This is a genomic window from Enterococcus sp. LJL51 (assembly GCF_054871795.1).
Genome location: NZ_JBTXLW010000003.1, coordinates 24,942 through 47,025, shown reverse-complemented (window position 1 = coordinate 47,025; position 22,084 = coordinate 24,942). Strand labels below are relative to the sequence as shown.

The window sequence follows — 22,084 nt, the reverse complement described above, 5'->3', positions numbered from 1 at the left end:
AGTTAATTTTTGCTCCAAGTTCTACGATATTTAACTTATAGAAGATTTTTTTCGGTTAGTTCTTTTTTTCCAGCTTCGATGTAGCTCAAATCATTGATTTTATCAATCGTAAAGCTCCCGTTATTATAAAGAAGCGTCGTAACGCTGCCGTTTTCCAATCCCATCTGCATAGGAAGAGAGTCGTCGATGAGGGAAAGCAAAAAGGAGATTGTTAACCCGTGAGAAACGATCATAACGTTGCCCCCACCGTTTTTTTCACGGCGGTGTGCAATATCCTCAAAGCCGTTCCATGTGCGTTCACGAATCTTTTCGTAAGGTTCTGCCCAGTCAGCCGTATCAGCTGCCATGATAGCGCTGGCTAATTCTTCATACGTAATGGATTTGGACATCATATCTTCATAATTTTTAAACGCTAAAATTCGAGGAACTACGCCCCATAATTCCCCATCATAGCCGCCGTCCAGTGAACCAAAGCACCATTCACGAATCCGCTTGTCTGTACGGTAGGGAAGCTGCTCGCCGTGAGTATGCTCTTGTAGAATAATTCGCGCTGTCTGCATAGCACGTCCGCTGTCGCTGGAGTAGGCCTCTTCAAAAGCTACGCCCTTCAATCCAACTCCCAATTGATGAATTACTTCTTCTCCTTCTGCAGTCAGAGGGGTGTCTGACCAGCCCTGAGTTCTCCCAATTGTGTTAAACATTGTTTTTCCGTGGCGGATGATATAAAGCTTTGTTTCTGTCATACGTTCACCTCATTTATATCGTTTACTGAAAAAAGGGATTTGTTTTCTTCTCATGACCAATAGTTGTTGCTTCACCATGCCCTGAATACGCTGGAAATTCATCTGGTAAAGTAAACAGATAGGTTCTAATGCTATGCAGGAGCTGTTCCTGATTGCCGGTCGGCAAATCAGTACGGCCAATACTGCCTCGGAATAACGCATCCCCAGTCACTACAAAATCATCAAAGATAAAACTAACGCTGCCAATTGAATGACCGGGTGTCGGCACAACGGTGAAGGACATGCCGCCGATGGTGTAGTCTTTCATTTCAAATTCATATTCAGCAGGCTGAACGACGATATCAGGCAAATCGTCATGACGTGCTAAACCAGATAGATTCATTTGCGGGTTAGATAACCAGTCTTGCTCTAATGGGCTGACGTAAACTGGAATATCAAATGTTTTTCGTAATTCTTCAACAGCACCGATATGATCGTAGTGAGTATGCGTCAAAAGGATAGCTAGAGGCGTTTTGTTGATTTTACTAATGGCATCAAGCAGCTTTTGTGCCTGCGCACCTGGGTCTACAATCAGCAGCGATTTGTCGTTATAAATAAGGTAACAGTTTTCTTCAATGATACCTGTTTTAATTTGTTCAATTTTCAACATAAAAAAATCAGAACCTTTCTTTTTCGTAGTCTCAGCTTTAATTATACAACAACTTTTTAGCGAGGGACAAAGTTCGGTACTAAAAAATCTTAAGGACTGGAAGAAAAAAGCAAGGATTTAAAGAATTCCTTTGACAAAGCTCTCAAAATGATGTAAATTATCATGGGCGCAAAAAAAGACGAACAATTATTTTATAATTGCTGTTCTTTTTACGTATTTTAAGCCTAAAAAACTATTAAAAATGCTAGGAGATAGTAGAATGAAAGTTTTTGATTATGAAGATGTGCAGTTAATTCCGAATAAATGTATTGTAGACAGCCGCTCTGAATGCGACACAACAGTGCAGTTAGGTAAGCATCAGTTTAAAATGCCGGTGGTTCCTGCAAATATGCAGACAATCGTTGATGAAAAAATAGCAGAATTTTTAGCAGAAAAAGGTTATTTCTATATTATGCACCGTTTTGATGAGGAAGCACGTATTCCTTTTATCAAACGAATGAAGGAAAAGAATCTGATTACATCCATTAGTGTGGGTGTTAAAGAAGGGGAATATGCTTTTGTTGAAGAACTAGCTAAACAGCAGTTGATTCCTGATTACGTAACAATTGATATTGCCCATGGGCATTCCAATGCAGTGATTCGGATGATTCAGCATTTGAAAAAACATATTCCGGATACCTTTGTGATTGCGGGAAATGTGGGGACTCCTGAGGCGGTTCGCGAGCTTGAAAATGCTGGTGCAGATGCGACAAAGGTCGGGATTGGTCCTGGTAAGGTCTGCATCACAAAAATCAAGACTGGCTTTGGTACTGGTGGCTGGCAGTTAGCAGCACTGCGCTGGTGTGCAAAGGCAGCACGTAAACCGATTATTGCAGATGGCGGTATTCGTACACATGGAGATATCGCTAAATCCGTTCGTTTTGGGGCGACGATGGTCATGATTGGTTCTCTATTTGCAGGCCACGAAGAATCTCCGGGAGAAACCAAGGTAGAGAACGGTGTTGTCTACAAAGAATATTTCGGTAGTGCTTCTGAGTTCCAAAAAGGAGAAAAGAAGAACGTAGAAGGGAAAAAAATCTGGCTGCGCTACAAAGGCAAACTAGAAGATACCTTAGTTGAGATGCGCCAAGATTTACAATCCTCTATCTCTTATGCCGGCGGAAAAGATTTAGAATCCATTCGCAAAGTGGACTATGTTATTGTTAAAAACTCTATTTTTAATGGAGATACAATCTAATAAAATATTAACTATTAAACAGTAATTTGTCTTTTTTTGACAGGTTGCTGTTTTTCTATTTTCTTTTCTTTTTTTACTTTACCTGTCGTAGTAATTGTGCTATTATAATTACAACGACAGACGTAGTACGTTAGATGAAGTAATTTAGGAGGTGATTCAATGATTGGCAGTGATGCAATCAGAGGATACAATGACACGTTCATCTTGACGATTCTTTTAGAAGGTGATTCGTATGGTTACGAGGTATCTAAACGTATCATGGAGGTTTCAGAAGAGAAATACTCGATAAAAGAAACGACGTTGTACTCAGCATTTACCCGTTTGGAAAAAAATAAATTCATTGAGTCTTATCCAGGACAGGTCACTCATGGTAAAAAACGAACCTATTATAAAATCACAGAATCTGGCAAAATTTATCTGGAAGAAAAAAAAGAAGAATGGCGACTGACCAAGAAAGTCGTTGAACGCTTTATCAAGGAGGAAAAATGATGAAAACAATTCGAGAGTACATAGAAAGCCTATTTTTAGGGATTGAAGGAACACCACAAGTGTTAAAACTAAAAGAGGATTTGCTTGCAGGGGCGGAGGATCGATATGAAGATTTGAAGAACCAGGGGAAAACAGAAAATGAAGCAATTGGAGCCGTTATTTCTGAATTTGGAAATATTGATGAGCTTCTGGAAGAAATGAATCTAAAAAAAGAATATCGGGATGAAATTGGCCATGATGTAGATGAGATTACTATTGAAGAAGCAGAAACATTTTTAAACGTTCAGAAAAAAGGAGCTCTATTTATTGGAATTGGCGTTGCTCTTATTTTAATTGGTTCAGCTATATTTTTTGGAATTTCAGGTTGGTATGGTGAAAGGGTTGGAGAGATGTTTGGGATTATCTTCTTATTTTTAGGTGTCGCTGCAGGAGTTCCGCTATTTATCACTGCAGGAACAAGTATGGGAAATAATCGCAAAGAATTAGATGATCGTCTGATTCCAATTCAAGTGAAGCGACTGGTTGAAAAGAAAAAAAAGAGCTTCCAGCGTTCTTATGTGTTTAGTATTTCAGCTGGGGTGGTATTTTGTATTATCTCTGCAACCCCAGTAGTAGCCCTTTCGGCATACAGTGATTCGGATCGATATACTATGCTGGGGTTAGGTTTAACATGTCTGATTGTTTCAGCTGGCGTTTTTCTCTTCATCTATGCTGGTGTGATTATGGGTAGCTTTACTCAACTGTTGAAGCACAAATACTTTATTTCAGACGAAGATAAGCTAGGACCGCGTGCGAAAGAAGAAAAGCGTAAAAAAAAACCATATTTTTGGCAAATCGTTGAGCGAGTTTACTGGCCGATAGTCGTGATTATTTCACTTTTTGAAGCGTTTGTAGTTGGAAATTGGACGACTTTCTGGATTGTTTATCCAGTAGCAGGGATTTTATTTGGCATTCTGGAAAGTATTTTTACTAGTAAAGACAAGTGGTAATTTAGAAAATCAGTAAAATATGAAAACAAGAATTTAGAAAAAAGTTAAAAAGACGGAATAGAAGATTCAAGCGCTCAAAATGAGCCAGTTTCTATCTCGTCTTTTTTAGTTTATCTGAAAATCGTAGTCATTGCTTTTTTTAACGGGAAATAAGCAAATGAAACAATGACAATTGTGGTTATAACGTTTAGGACAGTGGCTAAGAGCATTGAGGTGGCACTGGAAAAGGCTAAGGTAAAGCTGCTGCCGGCAAACATAGCTAGCGCAGTATTTTTTAGCTGAGTCATAATGATTTTGGCAATACCAGTCATGAGGGCGACAGTAATCAGCTTTTTAAAGCTGTCGATGTTGTTGTTAAACGCCATTATAGTCAAAGCCGCCGCACCGCCAACAATAAAGCTTTCAACAAAAAAGTAGGGTGCTTCAGCAGCAAAGCCGTTCATCAAATCGAAAATGGCAAAGCCTAAACCGCCCGCCAAGGCGCCTCTCGTATACCCTAGCAGTAAGACTGCCAGCAACAGGACTGAATTTCCTAAATGAGCGAAAGCACCAGTTGGCATAGGAATTTTAATCATTGTTCCCATAATAGTCAGCGCTGCAAAAAGGGCAATTAGCACAATTGAAAGTGTGGTATTCTTTTTAGTCATCCTTACACTCCTTCAATATCAGTCATTCGTTTTTCTGCTTGATTGTAAGCACCATGCCACACATGTCCTAAGAATGGATTGATTCGCTGACCGTTTTTAATTCCCGCAGCAACAAAAGCTTTAGCCGTCCGGACAGCTTTTTCTACAGAGAATCCTTTTGCTAATCCAGCAGCAATTGCTGCTGCAAAGGTACAGCCGGCACCGTGGTTAAAGTCTGTCGAGATTTTTTCATTTTCTAATAAAGTAAAGTTTTCTCCATCATAGAAAAGGTCGGTCGCCTTTTCAGTCTGCAAACGATGTCCGCCTTTAATGACAACATAGTCAGGACCAAGCAGACGAATTTTTTTAGCCGCTTCTTTCATTTGCTCCACAGAGGTTAAATCGCCCATTTCAGAGAGAATTCCAGCTTCTACCAGATTAGGCGTAGTAATGGTCGCTGTTGGAAGAAGCAGGCGGGTCATCGCAGCTACATTTTCCGGCTGCAGCAGCTCGCTGGTTCCTTTACAAGCCATCACAGGATCAATTACAACATTATTCATGTGAAACTGATCAATATATTTTCTGGTAATTTCAATAGCTTCTACAGTTCCGAGCATCCCGGTTTTCATGCTGTCTAAGGCACCGCCGGCAAAAATCGTTTTTAATTGCTTATCTACAAGTTCAGGATCGATTGGCGTTACGGTATGGCTCCAGCCTTCATCAGGATCCATTGTTACGATGCTTGTTAGAGCGGAAAACCCAAAGGTACCATATTCCTGAAAGGTTTTTAAATCTGCCTGAATGCCTGCTCCCCCACTTGAATCAGAACCAGCCACAGTAAGAACTTTTTTAATCATTGTTATCCCCCTTTAGTAGTAAATGAATAAGTAGTTGTATTTTATCCTAGTCATTCATTGACAAAAACAGCCAATTGGATTATTTTTAACTCATCCAATTTTATTTGAAGGTGAGTATATGTGGGAGATAAAAAAAACAGATGGGCTGCCTTTTTATCAGGCAATCGTTGAACATATTTTAGGTCTAATAAAAAACGGAGAACTGCTTCCAGGTGAAAAGCTGCCGGCAGAAAGAAAGCTGGCAGATATGCTGGGGGTGAATCGTTCTACTGTGGTTCATGCACTAGAAGAGCTTGAGGCAATGGGCTGGCTGCTTCGAAAACAAGGGAGCGGATCGTTTGTTGCTGAGGGAAAGTGGGGCATTACGTCAACGGCAAGAACAGACTGGCGAAGATATCTGGAGCAAAATGCCTTTAGTAAAACAGAACCGTTTATAGAGCAGATGAAGCAGCTTCTTACTAAGGAAAATAATGAAGTACTTGATCTTTATACTGGAGAACTGCCATTGGAGCTAATTCCAGCCTTTGATCTTCCTTCACTTACGTGGAAGCAATTTTTGGAAGAAGAGCAGCAGGATGAGTTTGGCTATCAAGGGCTAAGAACAGCGGTTAGCCGTATGATTAAGCAGCAGTATGGATTTTTAGTGCCGGAGGAAAGTCTGCTCATTACTTCTGGAGCGCAGCAGGCGCTATTTCTGATTTTGCAGGTTCTCTTAACGTCTGGAGATAGTGTAGCTATAGAGGACCCGTCCTTCTTATACGATTTGCCCATCTTTCAAGCCGCAGGGATTCGGCTTTATGGTGTACCGATGGATGAAGACGGGATTGAACTATCGGCTTTGGAACAGGTCATCAGACAGCACAGGGTAAAAATGGTGATGGTTAATCCTTCGTTTCAGAATCCGACAGGAAAGGTCATGAGTCTGAAACGCAGGCAAGCATTAGTTGAGCTGTGTCAGAGCTATCAGATTCCTATTTTAGAAGACGATGTATTTGGGCAAATTAGTGAAGTATCAGGCAGTCAAATTCCGCCGCTCAAAAAACTTGACCCTGAAAATGTTCTTTATATCGGTTCCCTATCTAAGATATTAGGTTCAACAACCAAAATAGGCTGGCTAAGTGCACCGCCCTCTGTCAACCGGCAGATTGCAGAGGCACGAAAAATTATGGATTTTTCTTTAAGTATCTTTCCGCAACTATTAGCGGCTATTGCTTTGAATGATCCAGCTTTTGACAACCGGCTTTCTGAATTAAAAAAAGAGCTGAAAAAAAGAGAAAACAATGTCTATAGAATAATGAAAGAGCAGCCGCATTGGCAGGTTGAACGTCCCCAAGGAGGTTTTTACTTATGGGCAACCTTTAAACGAGGAAAGCTGAGTCAAAAAGAATGGCAATTTTTTCTGAAAGAAGGACTTCTTGTTGCGCCAAGCTTTTTATTTGGGGAATCAAGAGAAAGTATACGAATTAATTTTTCCAGAGTATCAGAAGCTCAGCTGCCGGATTTCCAAAGAAAGATCGCAACAGTAACTGAAAAAATAGTGGCTAATCGAACAGCAAATATATGATTCAGCGTTGTTTTTAGAGCGTGTCTGAAAACACAGGCGGAGAATGACTATATAGACTATCTCTCAAAGATAAGCGGCGCTCATTTCTTTCAAGGAATAATCATCGCAACAGTGTATACCATTCTGTTACCATACTTAAGTTAAGTAAACAGAACTGGCGACTCGCTTATGCGGCACATTACCAGTTCTGTTTGCCTAAAGACCTGCTAACAGAATGGTATGCAGACGAAAGTAAAAGTCATTTTTCAATCAATAGTAGTAAAAATGATTACTCTGAAATGAGCTAGCTTGTGGTTGTGTTTAATTTCCACAATAATCACTGAAACATCCGAATGCCAATTTACTTTTCAGAGATACTCTAGTTAAAAGAGCAGGTTTTCAAAAATATTTTAGAAGCTTAGCGTTTAATCTGAAAAAGCATAATAAGCTTTTTATGTGAGAGATGGATAAATAGTATTACGGGGTATGCTAAAATAAAAAGTGAAATGAAGGGAGTGGTAGTAGATGAATGAAACAATTAAACTGTTAAAAAATCGAAGGACTCACCGCAATTTTGATGAGAACTACGAATTGCCGGAAGAGGAGCTGCAGTTAATAGTAGATGCAGCCAGACAGGCACCGAGCTGGATGAATGGTCAGTTTTACAGTATTTTTGTCATTCGGGATCTTGAAACAAGGAGACAGCTGGTAGAATGGAATCCGGGCAATCCTCATATGCTTGATAGCTCAGTTTTTCTAATTTTTACTGGTGATTTAGCTCGAACACGACAGGTAAGCGAGGAGTATGGAGTAGAAAATCATACTGGGGAAAGTGTGGAGCCGGTCTTGATTGCGACAACTGATGCCGCACTTGCGATGGAAAATGCCGTTATTGCTGCAGATAGTTTAGGTTTGGGCTCAGTGGTTGTCGGCAGCATTAGAAGACACAGTCGGGAAATCAGTGAACTGCTGGGGCTTCCTGAGGGAATGTTTCCTTTGTTTGGACTAAGTATTGGCAAGCCAATAGTAGAAATGACGGTGAAGCCTCGTCTTCCCGAAGAAGCTGTTGTTCATTATGAAAAATTTTTACCTTATAGTTATTTGGTAATTGAAGAATATGATCAAATTATGGAAAAATTTGGCGAAGCAAGAGAAACGAAAAAATGGAGTCAAAAGTTCGCTGATTATTTTGCTGCTGAACCGGCATTAATTAGTGACCAGGTACTACGGATAAGTCGTTTACTGAAATAAGAAAGTCCCAGATGTTTTTTCACGGATTACTTTCTTAAGCCTTTGAGGAATGCTATACTATTAGAGAGTCAAAAACAAAGTCAAAAGAGGTGTTTATTCATGTCTTGGGAGCAAGTCTATGAACAGTGGGTAAGTGAGGAAAATTTACCGGAAGTCTTAAAAAATGAATTAGCAGAATTGAAACACAATCCGGAAACATGTGAAGATGCATTTTATGCACCATTGGAGTTTGGAACAGCAGGGATGAGAGGAATCATTGGAGCTGGAATCAACCGCATGAATATTTTTACTATACGTCAGGCGACAGAAGGGTTAGCTAGATTTATGGATGCCCAGAATCTGGAAACGAAAAAAAGAGGAGTTGCTATCGCCTACGATTCTCGACATATGTCTCCTGAGTTTGCCATGGAGGCTGCAAAAACATTAGCTCAGCATGGCATTCCTGCCTATGTATTTGAGAGCTTACGCCCAACGCCGGAGCTTTCCTTTGCTGTTAGATATTTTAAAGCTTTTGCAGGAATCATGATTACTGCTTCTCATAATCCGGCTGCGTACAATGGCTATAAGGTTTATGGCGAAGATGGCGGGCAAATGCCGCCAGCTGATGCAGATGCTTTGACTGCTTATGTACGTGAGGTAGAGAATCCGTTAAAAGTAGAAGTGTTAAGTGAAGAAGCTGCAAAAACAAGTGACTTAATTACTATTATCGGTGAAGAAGTAGATACAGCTTATTTGAAAGAAATGAAAGCTGTAACAATTAATCAAAATCTGATTGATGAAATGGGCGGCGACTTGAAGCTTATTTATACGCCCCTTCATGGTACCGGCAAAATGCTGGGAGAAAAGGCTTTGACGCAGGCTGGTTTCAAGCAGTTTATGCTAGTGCCGGAACAATCTGTTGCTGACCCGGACTTTACCACAGTGAAATCACCTAATCCAGAGGAACATTCAGCGTTTGAATACGCAATTCGTTTGGGAGAAAAAGAAAATGCCGATTTGCTGATTGCGACTGATCCCGACGCTGACCGTTTAGGAGCAGCCGTTAGATTGCCAAACGGTTCATATGAGGTATTAACTGGAAATCAATTAGGTGCCATCATGATTCAGTATATTTTAGAAGCGCACAAACAGGCTGGAAAGCTGCCTGAAAATGCGGTTGTTTTGAAATCGATTGTTTCCAGTGAAATGGCAACAGCAATTGCAGAAAAGTATCAGACTAAAATGGTTAATGTATTGACTGGCTTCAAATTTATTGCTGAAAAAATTGAGCAATATGAACAGGATCATTCTCAAACATTTATGTTCGGTTTTGAAGAAAGCTACGGCTATCTGGTGAAATCATTCGTTCGTGATAAGGATGCAATTCAAGCACTGGTTCTGCTTGCAGAAGTAGCTGCTTATTATAAGAAACAAGGTAAAACTTTATACGATGGACTTCAGGATATTTTCGCTGAATATGGCTACTTCAAAGAAAAAACGATTTCGGTTACACTTAGCGGAATCGAAGGAAGTCAAAAAATTAAAGAGCTGATGGCGAAATTCCGCAAAGAAGCACCAAGTGAATTTGCCGGAATTGCTGTAAGTAAAACAGAAGACTTTAAAGCATTGACCAGCCGTACGGCTGATGGTCAGGTGGAAGCACTGACTACACCTCCTTCCGATGTGCTGAAGTATCATTTAGCAGACGGCAGTTGGATTGCTATTCGTCCTTCAGGAACTGAACCGAAAATTAAGTTTTATGTGGCTACAGTGGCTGAAACACAGGAAGAATCGGACAATAAGCTGACTGCCTTTGAACAAGCCATCAACAAGATTACTGAATAATAAATCATTAGAAAAGTAAAGTGGCGGGGCAGGCGTTTAGACGGTTGTCCCAGCTTTTCTTTTCTATACGAATACTGTAAAATGACTTGAGTGCACAAGAAATTGTCAGCTTTTATTTTTTAGTACAGTCTAGCCAATTAAAAGCTGCAGCATAGAGAATAAGACAACAGCTAAATTTTTGTGAGATTTATATAGGCGATATTTTATGAAGGGAGTAATCGGGATGAATATTGGATTTATTGGAGCAGGACATATGGGCGGTGCAATGATTGAAGGACTGCTGAAAGCAGAAGCTGTCGCACCGAATCATCTTTATGTAAAAGGAGGATCCAGCGGCACAGCAGAAAAGCTGCAACGTAAGCTGGGATTTCAACTTGCTGATGACTATGCAGCATTTCAAGAATGCAAGGTTGTCTTTATTGCGACTGGTGCAAATATTGTTTTGTCTATTTTGAAGGAGCTATCTCCTTTTTTAGGAAAGGACTGTCTTGTAATTTCTGTTGCAGCAGGTCACACTGTTGCGCAGGCGCAGGAAGCTCTTGGGTCAGAAAAATATGTAGTACATGCGATACCTAATACACCTGTCAGCGTAAATGAAGGCATGATTGGAGTGGTCTACGGCAGCAACCTTCCAGAAGCAGAAAAAGAAACAGCAAAGGAACTGCTGGAAAGCCTTGGCAAAGTAACAGAGGTTCCAGAACATCTGTTAGCAACAGTAGGAACAGTTGCCGGCTGTAGTCCGGCGTTTGTGGACATATTTATGGAAGCTTTAGGAGATGCCGGCGTAATGGAAGGTTTGCCCAGAGCACTTGCCTATGAAATTGTCGAACAAATGGTTTTAGGTTCGGCTCGTTTGGCCATTGAAACCGGGAAACATCCTGGTGAGTTAAAAGATGGCGTTACTTCTCCCGGCGGAAGTACAATTAAGGGAGTAGCTGCTTTAGAGAAAAACGGGTTTCGCTACGCACTAATCGACGCTGTGAAGCAGGCAAACAGTTAAGGATAAAACTGCGGATTTGAAACGACTATTAGTTTGAAGAAAACTTTATCCTCAACTAATGGTGCTGTAGAAAAATAATTATATCTGATAGATTTATCAGAACCATAGAAAGAGTTGAGGTATATGGAATTAACGGAAGAAATCCAAGAAGTCAGTCAGCTGTATAAGGTTCTTAGCGATTCAACAAGACTTCGCATACTTCTTGTATTGAAAAAAGGGGAGCTGAATGTCACTGCTTTGGCAGGGGAACTGGCTATGGAACAGTCAGCAGTCTCTCATCAGCTAAAACTACTGAAACAAAATCGCGTCGTTAAATCAAGACGTGAAGGAAAAACAATCTATTATTCTCTAGATGATAATCATGTGATTGATATTTTGAACCAGACCTTTGAACATATTAGCCATCGTTAGTTCTTCATTTGCAGTTTTCTGACAATAGCCGATGTTTATCATGGCAGGAAACTGGTATTTAAGAGGGCATCAATACAATAATCTCATACTAGCTTTTTCTTTTAATTTAGTGAGAAATTAAAAGAAAAGGCTAGTTTTTTGTTTTACGGTTAGGTATACTAGAGACATGTTTTATGAGAATGAAATGAAATTTTTCTCATTTTATAACGTATTTGAAAGATAATCTCAGTGATTTCACTAAAAGCGATATTCTTTCAAAATAACGAGACCATCAATACATTCGTACACTGGAGCTGAAAGAGTGGTGCTTTTACTTCTTAAGAACAGCTGATTCTGCTATAGCTGTAGTAGTAATGGCACTTGGTATTTTTTGATAGGTTCTAGTATCATCTATAAAAAAATTAGTTGGGGGAAGCACAATGAAGGAAAAATTGAAGATTGGCTTATTAGGTTTGGGAACAGTTGGTTCAGGTGTTCCGACAATCCTGCAGGAGCACAGTGAAAAAATCTCCCAAGTAACCGGAATGGAGATTGTTGTCAGTAAAGCCTTAGTACGTGATGAAGCAGAAAAACAGTATCAATCTGAGCGGTTTGATATTGACTTAACGACATCGATAGATGAAATTATCAACGATGAAGAAATTAAAATCGTAGTGGAACTGATTGGCAAGGTTGAGCCGGCAAAGACATTTATTACCAAAGCATTGGAAAACGGCAAGCATGTTGTAACAGCTAATAAGGATTTGTTAGCACAACATGGCAGCGAACTAGTTGCCTTAGCTCAAAAAAATCACTGTGACCTTTATTATGAAGCTAGTGTAGCGGGCGGTATCCCAATTTTACGAACAATCGCTAATAGTCTTGCAGCAGACGATATTCAAAAAGTTCTTGGTATCGTAAATGGAACGACTAACTATATGCTGACAAAGATGGTTTCAGAGAAAAAGACGTATGATGCAGCGTTAAAAGAAGCACAGGAGCTGGGATTTGCAGAATCTGATCCGACAAATGATGTTGACGGGATTGATGCAGCGTACAAAATGGTTATTCTTAGCCAGTTTGCCTTCGGTATGAACATTAGCCTCGATCAAATAGATACAAGAGGAATTCGCGGCATTTCGTCAGATGATGTAGCGATGGCCTCTCATCTTGGTTATGAGATTAAGCTGATTGGCTCCTCTGAAAAAAGCAACGGCGGTATTGCAGCTGAGGTAGCGCCTATGCTGGTAGCGGCTGCTCACCCGCTTGCTTCTATCAGAGACGAGTTCAATGCGGTATTTATCTACAGTGCAGGTGTGGGTGAGTCGATGTACTATGGCCCTGGTGCTGGAGCCAAGCCGACAGCGACTAGCGTAGTCAGTGATATTATTACTATTGCTAAAAACATGCGTTTAGGAACAACCGGTCATATGTTCAATTCCTACCAGCATGAGACAAAACTGACTGATGCGGCGAATATATTTGGAAAATATTATTTTTCTATTGAAGTACCGGACAAGCCTGGTCAAATTCTATTGTTAACACAGCTGATGGCAGAAGCCAATGTGAGTTTTGACCAGCTGCTGCAGCAGAAATCGGATGGGGAAAGAGCGAAGTTTGCAACGATTACTCATACAATTAGTAAAGCACAGATGCAGCAGGTTACTGCTGGAATTGAGAAAATAGCTGGGTTTAAATTATTGAATACGCTGAAAGTTTTGGAGGGATAATTTTATGTATGAAGGACTATTAAAAAAATATCAGGAATATCTGCCCATCACAGAAAAGACACCGATGCTGTCTTTAGCAGAGGGCAATACACCTTTGATTCCGCTACACAGCTTGTCAAAGGAATTGGGCATTACCTTGTATGGAAAATACGAAGGATTGAATCCGACGGGATCTTTTAAAGACCGCGGAATGGTTATGGCTGTCGCTAAAGCAGTTGAAGACGGCGCCAAAGCAATTATCTGTGCCTCAACAGGTAATACAAGTGCTGCGGCTGCGGCGTATGCTACCCGAGCAGGCATCAAGGCTTACGTCATTATCCCTGATGGAAAGATTGCGATGGGGAAACTGGCTCAGGCGATTATCTATGGTGCAGATATTATTTCAATTCCAGGAAACTTTGATGAAGCTTTAAAAGCTGTGAGAGATATTGCCGAAACGGAAGCAGTTGCTTTAGTAAACTCAGTAAATCCTTACCGTTTGGAAGGACAAAAAACGGCTGCCTTTGAAGTTTGTGAGCAGCTAGGTAAGTCACCAGATGTTCTGGCGATTCCAGTAGGAAATGCCGGCAATATTTCTGCTTATTGGAAAGGTTTTAAAGAATGGCATGATGTACAGGGGACATTATTGCCGCGGATGCACGGATTTGAAGCTGAAGGAGCAGCAGCAATTGTTAAAGGTGAAGTGATTGAACAGCCGGAAACAATTGCAACAGCAATCAGAATTGGAAATCCGGCTAGCTGGAAACTGGCAGAAGCTGCTAGAGATGAGTCTAAAGGCTACATCGACAGTGTTACGGATGAAGAGATTTTAAATGCTTATCGTAAAGTGGCAGCGCAGGACGGCGTGTTTATTGAACCTGGTTCTGCTGCTTCACTTGCTGGGGTGATTCAGCATGTGAAATCAGGAAAAATCAAGCAAGGAGAAACAGTCGTAGCTGTCTTCACAGGAAATGGCTTGAAAGATCCGGATACAGCGATGACGGCTGTTGATGTTTCGATTTCAAAAATGAGTGATTTAGAAGAGATGCGTCTGCATCTGCGCAACGGAGTGGCTAATTTATGAAAATAAGAGTTCCGGCTACCAGCGCTAATTTAGGTCCAGGGTTTGATTCCTGCGGGATTGCTTTATCTCAGTACCTGTACATTGAAATCATCAAGGACGCTGAAGCTTGGGAGATTGATCATTCTTTAGGAGAAGATATACCTAAAGATAAGAAAAATCTGCTAATTCAGACGGCGCTGAAGGTTAATCCGAAACTGTCACCAAAAAAACTAAAAATGACTTCAGATATCCCTTTGGCAAGAGGACTGGGCAGCAGCTCTAGTGTAATTGTAGCGGGAATTGAACTGGCAAACCGATTAGGGAATATGCATCTGTCTCAAAAAGATAAAGTACAGATTGCAACTGAAATGGAAGGACATCCAGATAATGTAGCACCGGCAATTTGTGGTGATTTTGTAGTGGCCAGTTATGTTGATGGAGAGGTTCGCCATGTGAAACACCATTTTCCAATGTGTGATGTGATAGCTTACGTGCCTAATCACGAACTTCTAACGCAAGAAAGTAGAAGTGTGCTGCCTGAAATGATGCCTTATCAGCAGGCGGTTCAGGCAAGTGCGATTGCCAATGTGATGATCGCCGCTATTCTGAACGGCAATTTGCCTTTGGCCGGGGTAATGATGGAGAAAGACCGCTGGCACGAATCTCACCGCAGCCATCTTGTTCCGCATTTGACAAATATTCGCGAACTAGCACATAAAGTCGGTGTATACGGTGCGTTTCTCAGTGGAGCTGGTCCAACTGTTCTTGTCCTGACACAGGAAGAAAAGACGAATGCGATGATTTCAGAGCTTGAAAAGCTTTCAGAAGACGCTTCGATTCATTTGCTTTCCGTTGATCAGGAAGGGGTTCAGGTGTTTTAACATGGCACATAACTCAATATGAAGTGCGTCCCTAAGTTAGAGCCGAAAATCTAACTTAGGGGTTTTTAGTATCTCGCTGTTGATTCGGATTCTAAATGAGGCAAAGTTTGGATATTTAGTTATGTCCCACTCACTTCACTAAAAATAAAAAGAACGGAATTAAACATGCAAAAGCATCTAATCCGTTCTTTTTTTTAGTTAATCTTCTGTAGTGAAGTAGCTGTGATCTTCAAGATGAAGAGCGCTTAGAATCATCGCAGCAGTTTCTTCAATTGAAAGAGAAGCAACGTTAATCGTTACACAACCTAATTTTTTATATAAATCTGCTGCATACTCCAATTCTTTGCGAATTTTTTCAATATCAGAATAAGACGTGTCGGCAGGCAGACCATAAGCACGCATCCGTTCTTTACGGATACCGTTTAAGATATCTGGATCATTAGTTAAACCAACAACTTTTTTCGGATCAATTTCCCAAAGCTCGTTTGGCAGATGTGCTTCCGGAATTAACGGCAGATTCGCTACCTTCAGATTTTTATTAGCCAAGAATAAGCTTAACGGTGTTTTTGACGTACGGGAAACACCAAGGAGAACAACGTCAGCCTCTAGGAAGCCTCGGGGATCTTTTCCATCATCATATTTTACAGCGAACTCCATCGCTTCAATACGGTTGAAATAATTTTCATTCAAATGATGCAAAGCTCCGGCTTCACCGCTACGCTGAATACCAGTGAAACGTTCAATTTCTTCAATTGGAGAAGTTAGAATATCAAAATGGTAAAGAGCATTCTCTTCAAAAAATTCATGTGCGATTTTAACCAAATCTTTACTAATAATCGTATGAAGAATCATTGCATTTTCATTTTTGGCATCTTCCAGTGCTGCTTTTAGTTTTTCCTCTTCTTTAACAAATGTTTTTCTGTATAAAGAAAAATCTACGGTTGGAAATTGTGCCATAATCGCCGCTGCGAGCTTTGACGCAGTTTCACCGGCAGAATCAGAGATTACAAATATTGTGACTGTTTTTTTGTCATTATTTTCCATTAAAAACGACCTTTCTTGATTTTTTAATGACTTTATTATACCATACAAGCCAAGAGTTAGTTCGTAATAATTTTGATTTGAGAAGGAGCATAAAAAATGGCGCAGACGAAGTCCCAAGTAGCAGAAGCACTTGAAATCATGAAAACTCATGGATTAAAATATACTAAAAAGAGAGAAGCGATCATTGCCTATCTCATTAAACGCAATCGCTATATCTCTGCTAAAGAAGTTTACGAGTTCATGAACAATGAATACAAAGGCATCAGTTATGATACGATTTATCGGAATCTTCACGATTTTGAAGATATGGCGCTGCTGGAGACAACAGACTTAAATGGAGAAAAGAAGTTTCGTTTCCACTGTAGTCATGATATGGAGCATCACCATCATTTTATCTGTGTGGTATGTGGCAAGACCAAAGAAATCCATATGTGCCCAATGACCTTTTTTGAGGAACAACTAAATGGCTGCAGTATTGAAGGACATCGCTTTGAAATTTTAGGAAGATGTGAAAACTGCCAATAATTTTTCAGAAAAATTTGTCTAAAATTATTGAATTGTCAAAATATTTTTGTCAATTTTCGTTGGAGAGGTTGACGATAAAATCTGCATTAGATATAATGTAAAAAGGACAGTATTTTATTTATAAGAAATACATTTATAAATAAGAAAAACGGTTACTTTTTAAGCTCGGAGGGAGGGAATTACAATGTCAAAAACTGTCGTTCGTAAAAACGAATCTCTGGATGACGCTCTTCGTCGCTTCAAACGTTCCGTTTCGAAAGCGGGTACTCTACAAGAATCTCGTAAACGTGAATTCTACGAAAAACCAAGCGTAAAACGTAAGAAAAAATCAGAAGCTGCTAGAAAACGTAAAAAATTCTAGTTTCTGATGAAGTGGAGCTGGTTGTATGTCATTATTGACAACGTTGAATGACGATATTAAAACAGCGATGAGAGCTAAAGATAAAAGTGCTTTAGGTGTTCTTCGCTTGTTGAAAGCCGCCATTCAGAATGAGCAGATCAAAGTAGGCCGTGATTTGGACGGAGGAGAAGAGTTGGCTGTTTTGTCTCGAGAGATGAAACAGAGAAGAGACTCTTTGGTAGAGTTTGAAAAAGCGGGACGAGAAGATCTTGCAGAAAAAGCAAAGATTGAAATGGCAATCGTTGAGAAATATCTGCCTGAACAGCTTTCTGAGGACGAAATCCGCAAGATTGTTCAGACAGCAATCGATAAAACTGGTGCCACCTCCCAAGCAGAGTTTGGGAAAGTTATGGGACTGGTAATGCCGCAAGTCAGAGGCAAAGCCGATGGCGGGTTGGTAAATGCAATTGTCAAAGACTCACTACAAAAGAACTGATCAAGAACTAAAGAGACTGGGGATTTTAGAATCCCCAGTCTCTTTATTCGTTGTCCTATAGGGATTTTTAAAAGAGGATATCCGCCATTTAAAAACAGAAGGACATAGGCATTTGTTTCTGTAACTCAATTTAGTTGCTTTTGGTTCCTGTTGCGCAGTATAATCGTCAAGACTGAGGTAGCTGGCGAGGTTTACTGTTTTGAATGTGGTTAAGCTGTGACAGTTCTAAACAAACGTTAAAAGAGAATGATAAAGTTTTTAATCCATTATGAGTGCTTCTTTTTTAAAGAGGAAGAATATGGTATTATTGTAGGGAATGTACGAAAAAAAGGAGCTGGAAATTTTTTGACGGAAAACGAAAATCAGGCAACATCTTTAGAAATAAAATTAACGGATATGGATGATGCAAGTATGCTTTTTGGTACGCATGACAAGCATTTGAAGTTTCTTGAAGAGAATGGTGCAGTTGTCATCAATACTAGAGGAGAAACCATTCAGATTATTGGCTTAGAAGAAAATGTTCATATTGTAGAGTCTGTCTTTCGGGCGTTACAGGAGCTAATCAAGAGAGGAATCAAGATTGGGACACCTGATGTTGTGACTGCTTTAAAGATGGCTAGGAGCCAGCAGCTGGATTCGTTTATCGCCATGTATGAAGAAGAGATTCTTAAAGACCACCAAGGGCGTTCAATCCGTATAAAAAATACTGGTCAAAAACGTTATATTGATGCAGTGAAGAATCATGATGTTGTATTTGGTATAGGTCCTGCCGGAACAGGGAAAACATATCTGGCAGTAGTGATGGCCATCGCAGCCTTAAAAAAGGGACAGGTTCAAAAGATTATTTTGACACGTCCGGCGGTAGAAGCAGGAGAAAATCTTGGTTTTCTGCCAGGTGATTTAAAAGAAAAGGTTGATCCTTATCTACGACCGGTTTATGATGCGTTGTATCAAATTTTCGGTGTAGAACATACCAACCGGCTGATGGAGCGCGGTGTCATCGAAATTGCTCCGTTGGCTTATATGCGCGGGCGTACATTGGATGATGCTTTTGTCATTTTAGATGAGGCTCAGAATACAACTGTCGCTCAGATGAAAATGTTTTTAACACGTCTTGGTTATCAATCCAAGATGATTGTGAATGGTGATACAAGTCAGATTGACTTGCCTAAAGGAGTTGTCAGCGGGTTAGTTCACGCTGAACGAACACTGAGACCTATCAAGAAAATTGCATTTATCCACTTTGAAGCTGGGGATGTAGTTCGTCATCCAATCGTGGCGGAAATCATTCAAGCATATGAAGAACAAAAGAAAGACTCTTAGCACTTCTGGAAAAGGAGGGATAATTAGTTGAAAATATGGTTGCTACAAATACGTGATAAACTGGGAAAAGCGTTTATTCCAGTGTTGCTGGTTGTTTTTTCATTACTTATATTCGTCATAATGTTTAGCAGCGTTCATGAAAAGAAAGTTGAAATTAAAGAAGGACAATTAGCTGAAACGACAATTAGAGCAAATAAAAATATTGAAAATACATATGAGACGGAGCAGAAGAAAAAGCTTGCTGAAGAGGCGGTTACACCTGAGTATATTTATCAGGAAGATACTGCTGGAATTCAGCATGAACGGGTAGAAAAGCTCTTTGAACTTGTTAATTCAATAAACGCTAAAATCGATAAGGACTATGAAAATAAAAAAACATCAGCTAAAAAAGATGAAACGATCCCTCAGCCAACAAATGAGGAACGGGTTGCAGCTTTAAAGGCAACTTTTGAAAAATTGACACAAGAAGAAATAACAATGTTTCAGTCATTTCCTAATGTGTTTTATCAAAATATATTCAATTTGACGGATGAACAGATTGCGACCGTTGAAACCGAAAGTCTGAAGCTGATTGATGATACTATGGAGGACCATGTCCGCGAGAGTGAATTAGCTGAGATTCGCCAGAAAGCAATCAATAAAATTCAATTTCTGGATGTAAGTTCTCTAATGCAGCAGGAGATTCGCTACGTTGTGAACGCTGGTATTGTTGCTAACGAATTTACAAATGAAAAGAAAACCGAAGAGCTGAAAAAAACAGCGCGTGAAGCGATTCAGCCTGTAATGATTTATCAAGGTGAAATCATTGTTCGTGAAGGAACACAGATTGATGCAAAAGCCATCGAAAAGCTGGAGCTGCTGGGAATGACGAATCAGAATCCGTCTATTTTTCCGATTGTTGCTCTGGGACTGACCATTCTCTTTCAGATAGCTGTACTGCTGTTCTTTACGAAGCAAATAACCTTAGAGCAGACACGTCGCTCCTTTGTTCTATTTTATGTGAGCGCAATGTCCTTGAGTATTCTGGTGATGAAATTCTTCCAGATTTTCCAAAGTGAACAGCTTTTGTATATTCCACTGTTTTTCCCAGCTGCGTTTGTACCATTGGTACTTAGTTATTTTGTTAACCGGCGTGCTGGTATTTTATCTGGAGTCTTTCAGGTAGTCTTTGCACTGTTTGTGTTTTATGATTCCATTGGAACGAATATCTTAACTATTATTCTAGTATCCTATTTATTTTCAGGATTGCTGGCAGCTGTAGTGAATCGAAAACGAATCAGCCGGCAGGGCTGGACAGCAATGGTTTGGGTTGTGGCTTTTCCAGTAGGGATGGATCTTATTTTAACTATCTATCAGGGGATGTCCTTTGTTGACGGAAAAACCTGGACTCTGCTTATTTCGGCTTTTGCCGGAAAACTGCTGGCCTTTCTACTAACAATGGGGCTGCATCCGTATATTGAATTAATTGTGACGGATGACAGTATGATTGTGCTGAATGAACTGAGCAACCCTAATCATCCGCTTTTGAAGCAGCTTTTGGAGGAAGCACCTGGAACCTATCACCATAGCATGATGGTTGCAAGTTTGAGTGCCAATGCTGTAGCTGAAATCGGCGGGCGTTCGTTGTTAACACGAGTGGCTTGTTACTATCACGATATTGGAAAAATCAAGCATGCTAATTTCTTTGTGGAGAATCTGCCGTCAGGTGCTGAAAATCCACACAACTTTTTACTGCCGGAAGATAGTAAACAAATTATTTTTGGCCATGTTATTGATGGAGCAAAAATCTTAGAGGAATACAATATGCCGCAGATGGTCATCGATATTTGCCGCCAGCATCATGGAAAGACGTTAATGAAGTTTTTCTATATGAAGGAAAAGGAACGGAACCCGGATACACTGGAAGAAGATTTCCGTTATCCTGGTCCAAAGCCTCAGACGAGAGAGGCTGGTATTGTGAACATCGCTGATACTTGTGAAGCAGCAGTGCGGGCAATGAGCAATCCGACGAATGAAAAAATCAAAGAGTTTGTACATTCTGTTATTCAAGAACGTATTGCTGACGGGCAACTGGATGAATGCGGTCTGACAATGAAAGAAATTCGAATGGTTGAAAAATCTTTAGTAAATGGTCTGTGCAGTACCTTCCACTCAAGGATTAAATATCCAAAAATGAAGGACGAAGCAGAGAGAATGAAAGATGAACAAGAAAAGAGAGATGTTTAATGGACATTACGTTTATTGATGAAACTGAAAAAGTCTCTTCTGATCATTTGAGGGAAGTAGAAAATCTGCTGCAGTTTGCAGCAGATTTTCTGAATATTCCCGAGGATGCGGAGCTGTCTGTCACCTTCATGGATAACGAAGGTATTCGTGTAATCAATAGAGATTACCGGGGCAAAGATATGGCGACGGATGTCATTAGCTTTGCGATGGAAGAGGAAGGCGACGGAGAAATTCCAATCATTTTTGAAGATGAGGAAATGGAGCTGCCGCGCAATTTGGGCGATTTGATGATTTCGATTGAACGTACAGCTGAGCAGGCGGAAGAGTATGGACACACGTTTGAACGTGAGCTTGGTTTTCTAGCGGTTCATGGCTTTCTTCATTTAAATGGCTATGATCATATGACGGATGAAGATGAAAGAGAGATGTTCGGCTTACAGAAAGAGATATTGGATGCTTATGGCCTTAAAAGATAAACAAACCGAAAAAAATAAACATTTTATCAGTTCACTGGAATTTGCTGTTCAGGGAATTCGTACAGTGTTCAAAGAAGAACGGAATATGCGCACCCATGTAGTGATGGGAGGAGTAGCAGTGATTGCTGGTTTTGTTTTCCAGTTAAAAGCGATGGAATGGCTTTTTTTGCTATTAACAATTTTTCTGGTATTGCTTGTTGAAATTATCAATACTGCATTTGAAAATGTCGTTGATATGTGTACGGACTATCATTTTCATCCTATTGGAAAAAAAATCAAAGATATGGCGGCAGGTGCGGTTCTATTAACAGCGTGCTTCTCTTTACTTGTAGGAGCAATCATTTTTCTGCCAAAGCTATGGCAGCTGCTTATCCATTTTTTATAATCACTGACACTGAACAGA

General features: G+C 40.2%; 23 protein-coding genes. 18 read left to right on the top strand and 5 right to left on the bottom strand.

The window, feature by feature from the left end:
* Positions 1-35: 35 nt before the first annotated feature.
* Together ACYSNQ_RS04190 and ACYSNQ_RS04185 are read right to left on the bottom strand one after the other, a co-directional pair.
* On the bottom strand, positions 36-743 hold the full coding sequence (locus tag ACYSNQ_RS04190; protein WP_426081570.1) for a histidine phosphatase family protein: 708 nt from the start codon (positions 741-743) through the stop codon (positions 36-38).
* A 22-nt stretch (positions 744-765) separates the two neighbouring features.
* Positions 766-1,392, bottom strand: coding sequence for an MBL fold metallo-hydrolase (locus ACYSNQ_RS04185; protein WP_426081569.1), 627 nt, complete (start codon positions 1,390-1,392; stop codon positions 766-768).
* Positions 1,393-1,651: 259 nt separating this feature from the next.
* On the opposite strand from ACYSNQ_RS04185, the gene guaC reads away from it, so the two are divergent.
* From guaC to ACYSNQ_RS04170, 3 genes are all read left to right on the top strand, one after another.
* Complete coding sequence (gene guaC / locus ACYSNQ_RS04180) at positions 1,652-2,629, top strand: GMP reductase (RefSeq protein WP_426081568.1); 978 nt, start codon at positions 1,652-1,654, stop codon at positions 2,627-2,629.
* Positions 2,630-2,788: 159 nt separating this feature from the next.
* A complete protein-coding gene (locus ACYSNQ_RS04175; protein WP_426081567.1) occupies positions 2,789-3,118 on the top strand; it encodes a PadR family transcriptional regulator in 330 nt (109 codons plus the stop codon).
* Complete coding sequence (locus ACYSNQ_RS04170) at positions 3,118-4,107, top strand: permease prefix domain 1-containing protein (RefSeq protein ID WP_426081566.1); 990 nt, start codon at positions 3,118-3,120, stop codon at positions 4,105-4,107. The genes ACYSNQ_RS04175 and ACYSNQ_RS04170 overlap by 1 nt, the downstream gene beginning before the upstream one ends.
* Before the next feature lie 110 nt (positions 4,108-4,217).
* Here ACYSNQ_RS04170 and ACYSNQ_RS04165 read toward each other — a convergent pair whose 3' ends face one another.
* Both ACYSNQ_RS04165 and thiD read right to left on the bottom strand, forming a co-directional pair.
* Complete coding sequence (locus ACYSNQ_RS04165; protein WP_426081565.1) at positions 4,218-4,754, bottom strand: ECF transporter S component; 537 nt, start codon at positions 4,752-4,754, stop codon at positions 4,218-4,220.
* A gap of 2 nt (positions 4,755-4,756) precedes the next feature.
* Positions 4,757-5,590: a bifunctional hydroxymethylpyrimidine kinase/phosphomethylpyrimidine kinase gene (gene thiD / locus ACYSNQ_RS04160; protein WP_426081564.1), complete on the bottom strand. Its 834-nt coding sequence runs from the start codon at positions 5,588-5,590 to the stop codon at positions 4,757-4,759.
* Between the two features lie 118 nt (positions 5,591-5,708).
* On the opposite strand from thiD, the gene ACYSNQ_RS04155 reads away from it, so the two are divergent.
* The 8 genes from ACYSNQ_RS04155 to thrB all read left to right on the top strand — a co-directional run bounded on the left by ACYSNQ_RS04155 (position 5,709) and on the right by thrB (position 15,251).
* Positions 5,709-7,154, top strand: coding sequence for an aminotransferase-like domain-containing protein (locus ACYSNQ_RS04155; protein WP_426081563.1), 1,446 nt, complete (start codon positions 5,709-5,711; stop codon positions 7,152-7,154).
* A gap of 504 nt (positions 7,155-7,658) precedes the next feature.
* The gene (locus tag ACYSNQ_RS04150; protein ID WP_426081562.1) at positions 7,659-8,384 is read left to right on the top strand and encodes a nitroreductase family protein; all 726 of its coding nucleotides are present in this window, start codon (positions 7,659-7,661) and stop codon (positions 8,382-8,384) included.
* A 99-nt stretch (positions 8,385-8,483) separates the two neighbouring features.
* Complete coding sequence (locus tag ACYSNQ_RS04145; RefSeq protein WP_426081560.1) at positions 8,484-10,208, top strand: phospho-sugar mutase; 1,725 nt, start codon at positions 8,484-8,486, stop codon at positions 10,206-10,208.
* A gap of 223 nt (positions 10,209-10,431) precedes the next feature.
* Positions 10,432-11,208, top strand: coding sequence for a pyrroline-5-carboxylate reductase (gene proC / locus ACYSNQ_RS04140; protein WP_426081559.1), 777 nt, complete (start codon positions 10,432-10,434; stop codon positions 11,206-11,208).
* 123 nt (positions 11,209-11,331) lie between these two features.
* Positions 11,332-11,619, top strand: coding sequence for an ArsR/SmtB family transcription factor (locus ACYSNQ_RS04135; RefSeq protein ID WP_426081558.1), 288 nt, complete (start codon positions 11,332-11,334; stop codon positions 11,617-11,619).
* A 419-nt stretch (positions 11,620-12,038) separates the two neighbouring features.
* Positions 12,039-13,328 (top strand): homoserine dehydrogenase, encoded by a 1,290-nt coding sequence (locus tag ACYSNQ_RS04130; RefSeq protein WP_426081557.1) that lies wholly within the window; start codon positions 12,039-12,041, stop codon positions 13,326-13,328.
* 4 nt (positions 13,329-13,332) lie between these two features.
* Complete coding sequence (gene thrC / locus ACYSNQ_RS04125; protein WP_426081555.1) at positions 13,333-14,391, top strand: threonine synthase; 1,059 nt, start codon at positions 13,333-13,335, stop codon at positions 14,389-14,391.
* Entirely contained in the window at positions 14,388-15,251 is an 864-nt protein-coding gene (thrB, locus tag ACYSNQ_RS04120; protein ID WP_426081554.1) for a homoserine kinase, read from the top strand. Before thrC ends, thrB begins: the two co-directional genes overlap by 4 nt.
* Positions 15,252-15,449: 198 nt before the next feature.
* On the opposite strand, the gene ACYSNQ_RS04115 is transcribed toward thrB, so the two are convergent.
* Positions 15,450-16,295 (bottom strand): pyruvate, water dikinase regulatory protein, encoded by an 846-nt coding sequence (locus ACYSNQ_RS04115; protein ID WP_426081552.1) that lies wholly within the window; start codon positions 16,293-16,295, stop codon positions 15,450-15,452.
* Between the two features lie 96 nt (positions 16,296-16,391).
* Between ACYSNQ_RS04115 and ACYSNQ_RS04110 the strand changes: the two genes are divergently transcribed.
* From ACYSNQ_RS04110 to ACYSNQ_RS04080, 7 genes are all read left to right on the top strand, one after another.
* Positions 16,392-16,820 (top strand): Fur family transcriptional regulator, encoded by a 429-nt coding sequence (locus tag ACYSNQ_RS04110; protein WP_426081551.1) that lies wholly within the window; start codon positions 16,392-16,394, stop codon positions 16,818-16,820.
* Between the two features lie 184 nt (positions 16,821-17,004).
* Positions 17,005-17,181: a 30S ribosomal protein S21 gene (gene rpsU / locus ACYSNQ_RS04105; protein ID WP_002356740.1), complete on the top strand. Its 177-nt coding sequence runs from the start codon at positions 17,005-17,007 to the stop codon at positions 17,179-17,181.
* Between the two features lie 25 nt (positions 17,182-17,206).
* Positions 17,207-17,656: a GatB/YqeY domain-containing protein gene (locus ACYSNQ_RS04100; RefSeq protein ID WP_426081550.1), complete on the top strand. Its 450-nt coding sequence runs from the start codon at positions 17,207-17,209 to the stop codon at positions 17,654-17,656.
* A 396-nt stretch (positions 17,657-18,052) separates the two neighbouring features.
* A complete protein-coding gene (locus tag ACYSNQ_RS04095) occupies positions 18,053-18,979 on the top strand; it encodes a PhoH family protein (protein ID WP_426081798.1) in 927 nt (308 codons plus the stop codon).
* Positions 18,980-19,006: 27 nt separating this feature from the next.
* On the top strand, positions 19,007-21,205 hold the full coding sequence (locus ACYSNQ_RS04090) for an HD family phosphohydrolase (protein ID WP_426081549.1): 2,199 nt from the start codon (positions 19,007-19,009) through the stop codon (positions 21,203-21,205).
* Positions 21,205-21,681: an rRNA maturation RNase YbeY gene (ybeY, locus tag ACYSNQ_RS04085; RefSeq protein WP_426081548.1), complete on the top strand. Its 477-nt coding sequence runs from the start codon at positions 21,205-21,207 to the stop codon at positions 21,679-21,681. Before ACYSNQ_RS04090 ends, ybeY begins: the two co-directional genes overlap by 1 nt.
* A complete protein-coding gene (locus ACYSNQ_RS04080) occupies positions 21,659-22,066 on the top strand; it encodes a diacylglycerol kinase family protein (protein WP_426081547.1) in 408 nt (135 codons plus the stop codon). Before ybeY ends, ACYSNQ_RS04080 begins: the two co-directional genes overlap by 23 nt.
* The last annotated feature ends 18 nt before the right edge of the window (positions 22,067-22,084 follow it).

Bases quoted from the DNA above. Each gene is read 5' to 3' on its own strand.
- thiD (WP_426081564.1), bottom strand. From the start codon at position 5,590: ATGATTAAAAAAGTTCTTACTGTGGCTGGTTCTGATTCAAGTGGGGGA.
- ACYSNQ_RS04165 (WP_426081565.1), bottom strand. From the start codon at position 4,754: ATGACTAAAAAGAATACCACACTTTCAATTGTGCTAATTGCCCTTTTT.
- guaC (WP_426081568.1), top strand. From the start codon at position 1,652: ATGAAAGTTTTTGATTATGAAGATGTGCAGTTAATTCCGAATAAATGT.
- ACYSNQ_RS04095 (WP_426081798.1), top strand. From the start codon at position 18,053: ATGGATGATGCAAGTATGCTTTTTGGTACGCATGACAAGCATTTGAAG.
- ACYSNQ_RS04150 (WP_426081562.1), top strand. From the start codon at position 7,659: ATGAATGAAACAATTAAACTGTTAAAAAATCGAAGGACTCACCGCAAT.
- ybeY (WP_426081548.1), top strand. From the start codon at position 21,205: ATGGACATTACGTTTATTGATGAAACTGAAAAAGTCTCTTCTGATCAT.
- ACYSNQ_RS04190 (WP_426081570.1), bottom strand. From the start codon at position 743: ATGACAGAAACAAAGCTTTATATCATCCGCCACGGAAAAACAATGTTT.
- thrB (WP_426081554.1), top strand. From the start codon at position 14,388: ATGAAAATAAGAGTTCCGGCTACCAGCGCTAATTTAGGTCCAGGGTTT.
- ACYSNQ_RS04110 (WP_426081551.1), top strand. From the start codon at position 16,392: ATGGCGCAGACGAAGTCCCAAGTAGCAGAAGCACTTGAAATCATGAAA.
- ACYSNQ_RS04175 (WP_426081567.1), top strand. From the start codon at position 2,789: ATGATTGGCAGTGATGCAATCAGAGGATACAATGACACGTTCATCTTG.
- ACYSNQ_RS04115 (WP_426081552.1), bottom strand. From the start codon at position 16,295: ATGGAAAATAATGACAAAAAAACAGTCACAATATTTGTAATCTCTGAT.
- ACYSNQ_RS04100 (WP_426081550.1), top strand. From the start codon at position 17,207: ATGTCATTATTGACAACGTTGAATGACGATATTAAAACAGCGATGAGA.
- proC (WP_426081559.1), top strand. From the start codon at position 10,432: ATGAATATTGGATTTATTGGAGCAGGACATATGGGCGGTGCAATGATT.
- ACYSNQ_RS04080 (WP_426081547.1), top strand. From the start codon at position 21,659: ATGCTTATGGCCTTAAAAGATAAACAAACCGAAAAAAATAAACATTTT.
- ACYSNQ_RS04155 (WP_426081563.1), top strand. From the start codon at position 5,709: ATGTGGGAGATAAAAAAAACAGATGGGCTGCCTTTTTATCAGGCAATC.
- thrC (WP_426081555.1), top strand. From the start codon at position 13,333: ATGTATGAAGGACTATTAAAAAAATATCAGGAATATCTGCCCATCACA.
- ACYSNQ_RS04170 (WP_426081566.1), top strand. From the start codon at position 3,118: ATGAAAACAATTCGAGAGTACATAGAAAGCCTATTTTTAGGGATTGAA.
- ACYSNQ_RS04135 (WP_426081558.1), top strand. From the start codon at position 11,332: ATGGAATTAACGGAAGAAATCCAAGAAGTCAGTCAGCTGTATAAGGTT.
- ACYSNQ_RS04130 (WP_426081557.1), top strand. From the start codon at position 12,039: ATGAAGGAAAAATTGAAGATTGGCTTATTAGGTTTGGGAACAGTTGGT.
- rpsU (WP_002356740.1), top strand. From the start codon at position 17,005: ATGTCAAAAACTGTCGTTCGTAAAAACGAATCTCTGGATGACGCTCTT.
- ACYSNQ_RS04185 (WP_426081569.1), bottom strand. From the start codon at position 1,392: ATGTTGAAAATTGAACAAATTAAAACAGGTATCATTGAAGAAAACTGT.
- ACYSNQ_RS04145 (WP_426081560.1), top strand. From the start codon at position 8,484: ATGTCTTGGGAGCAAGTCTATGAACAGTGGGTAAGTGAGGAAAATTTA.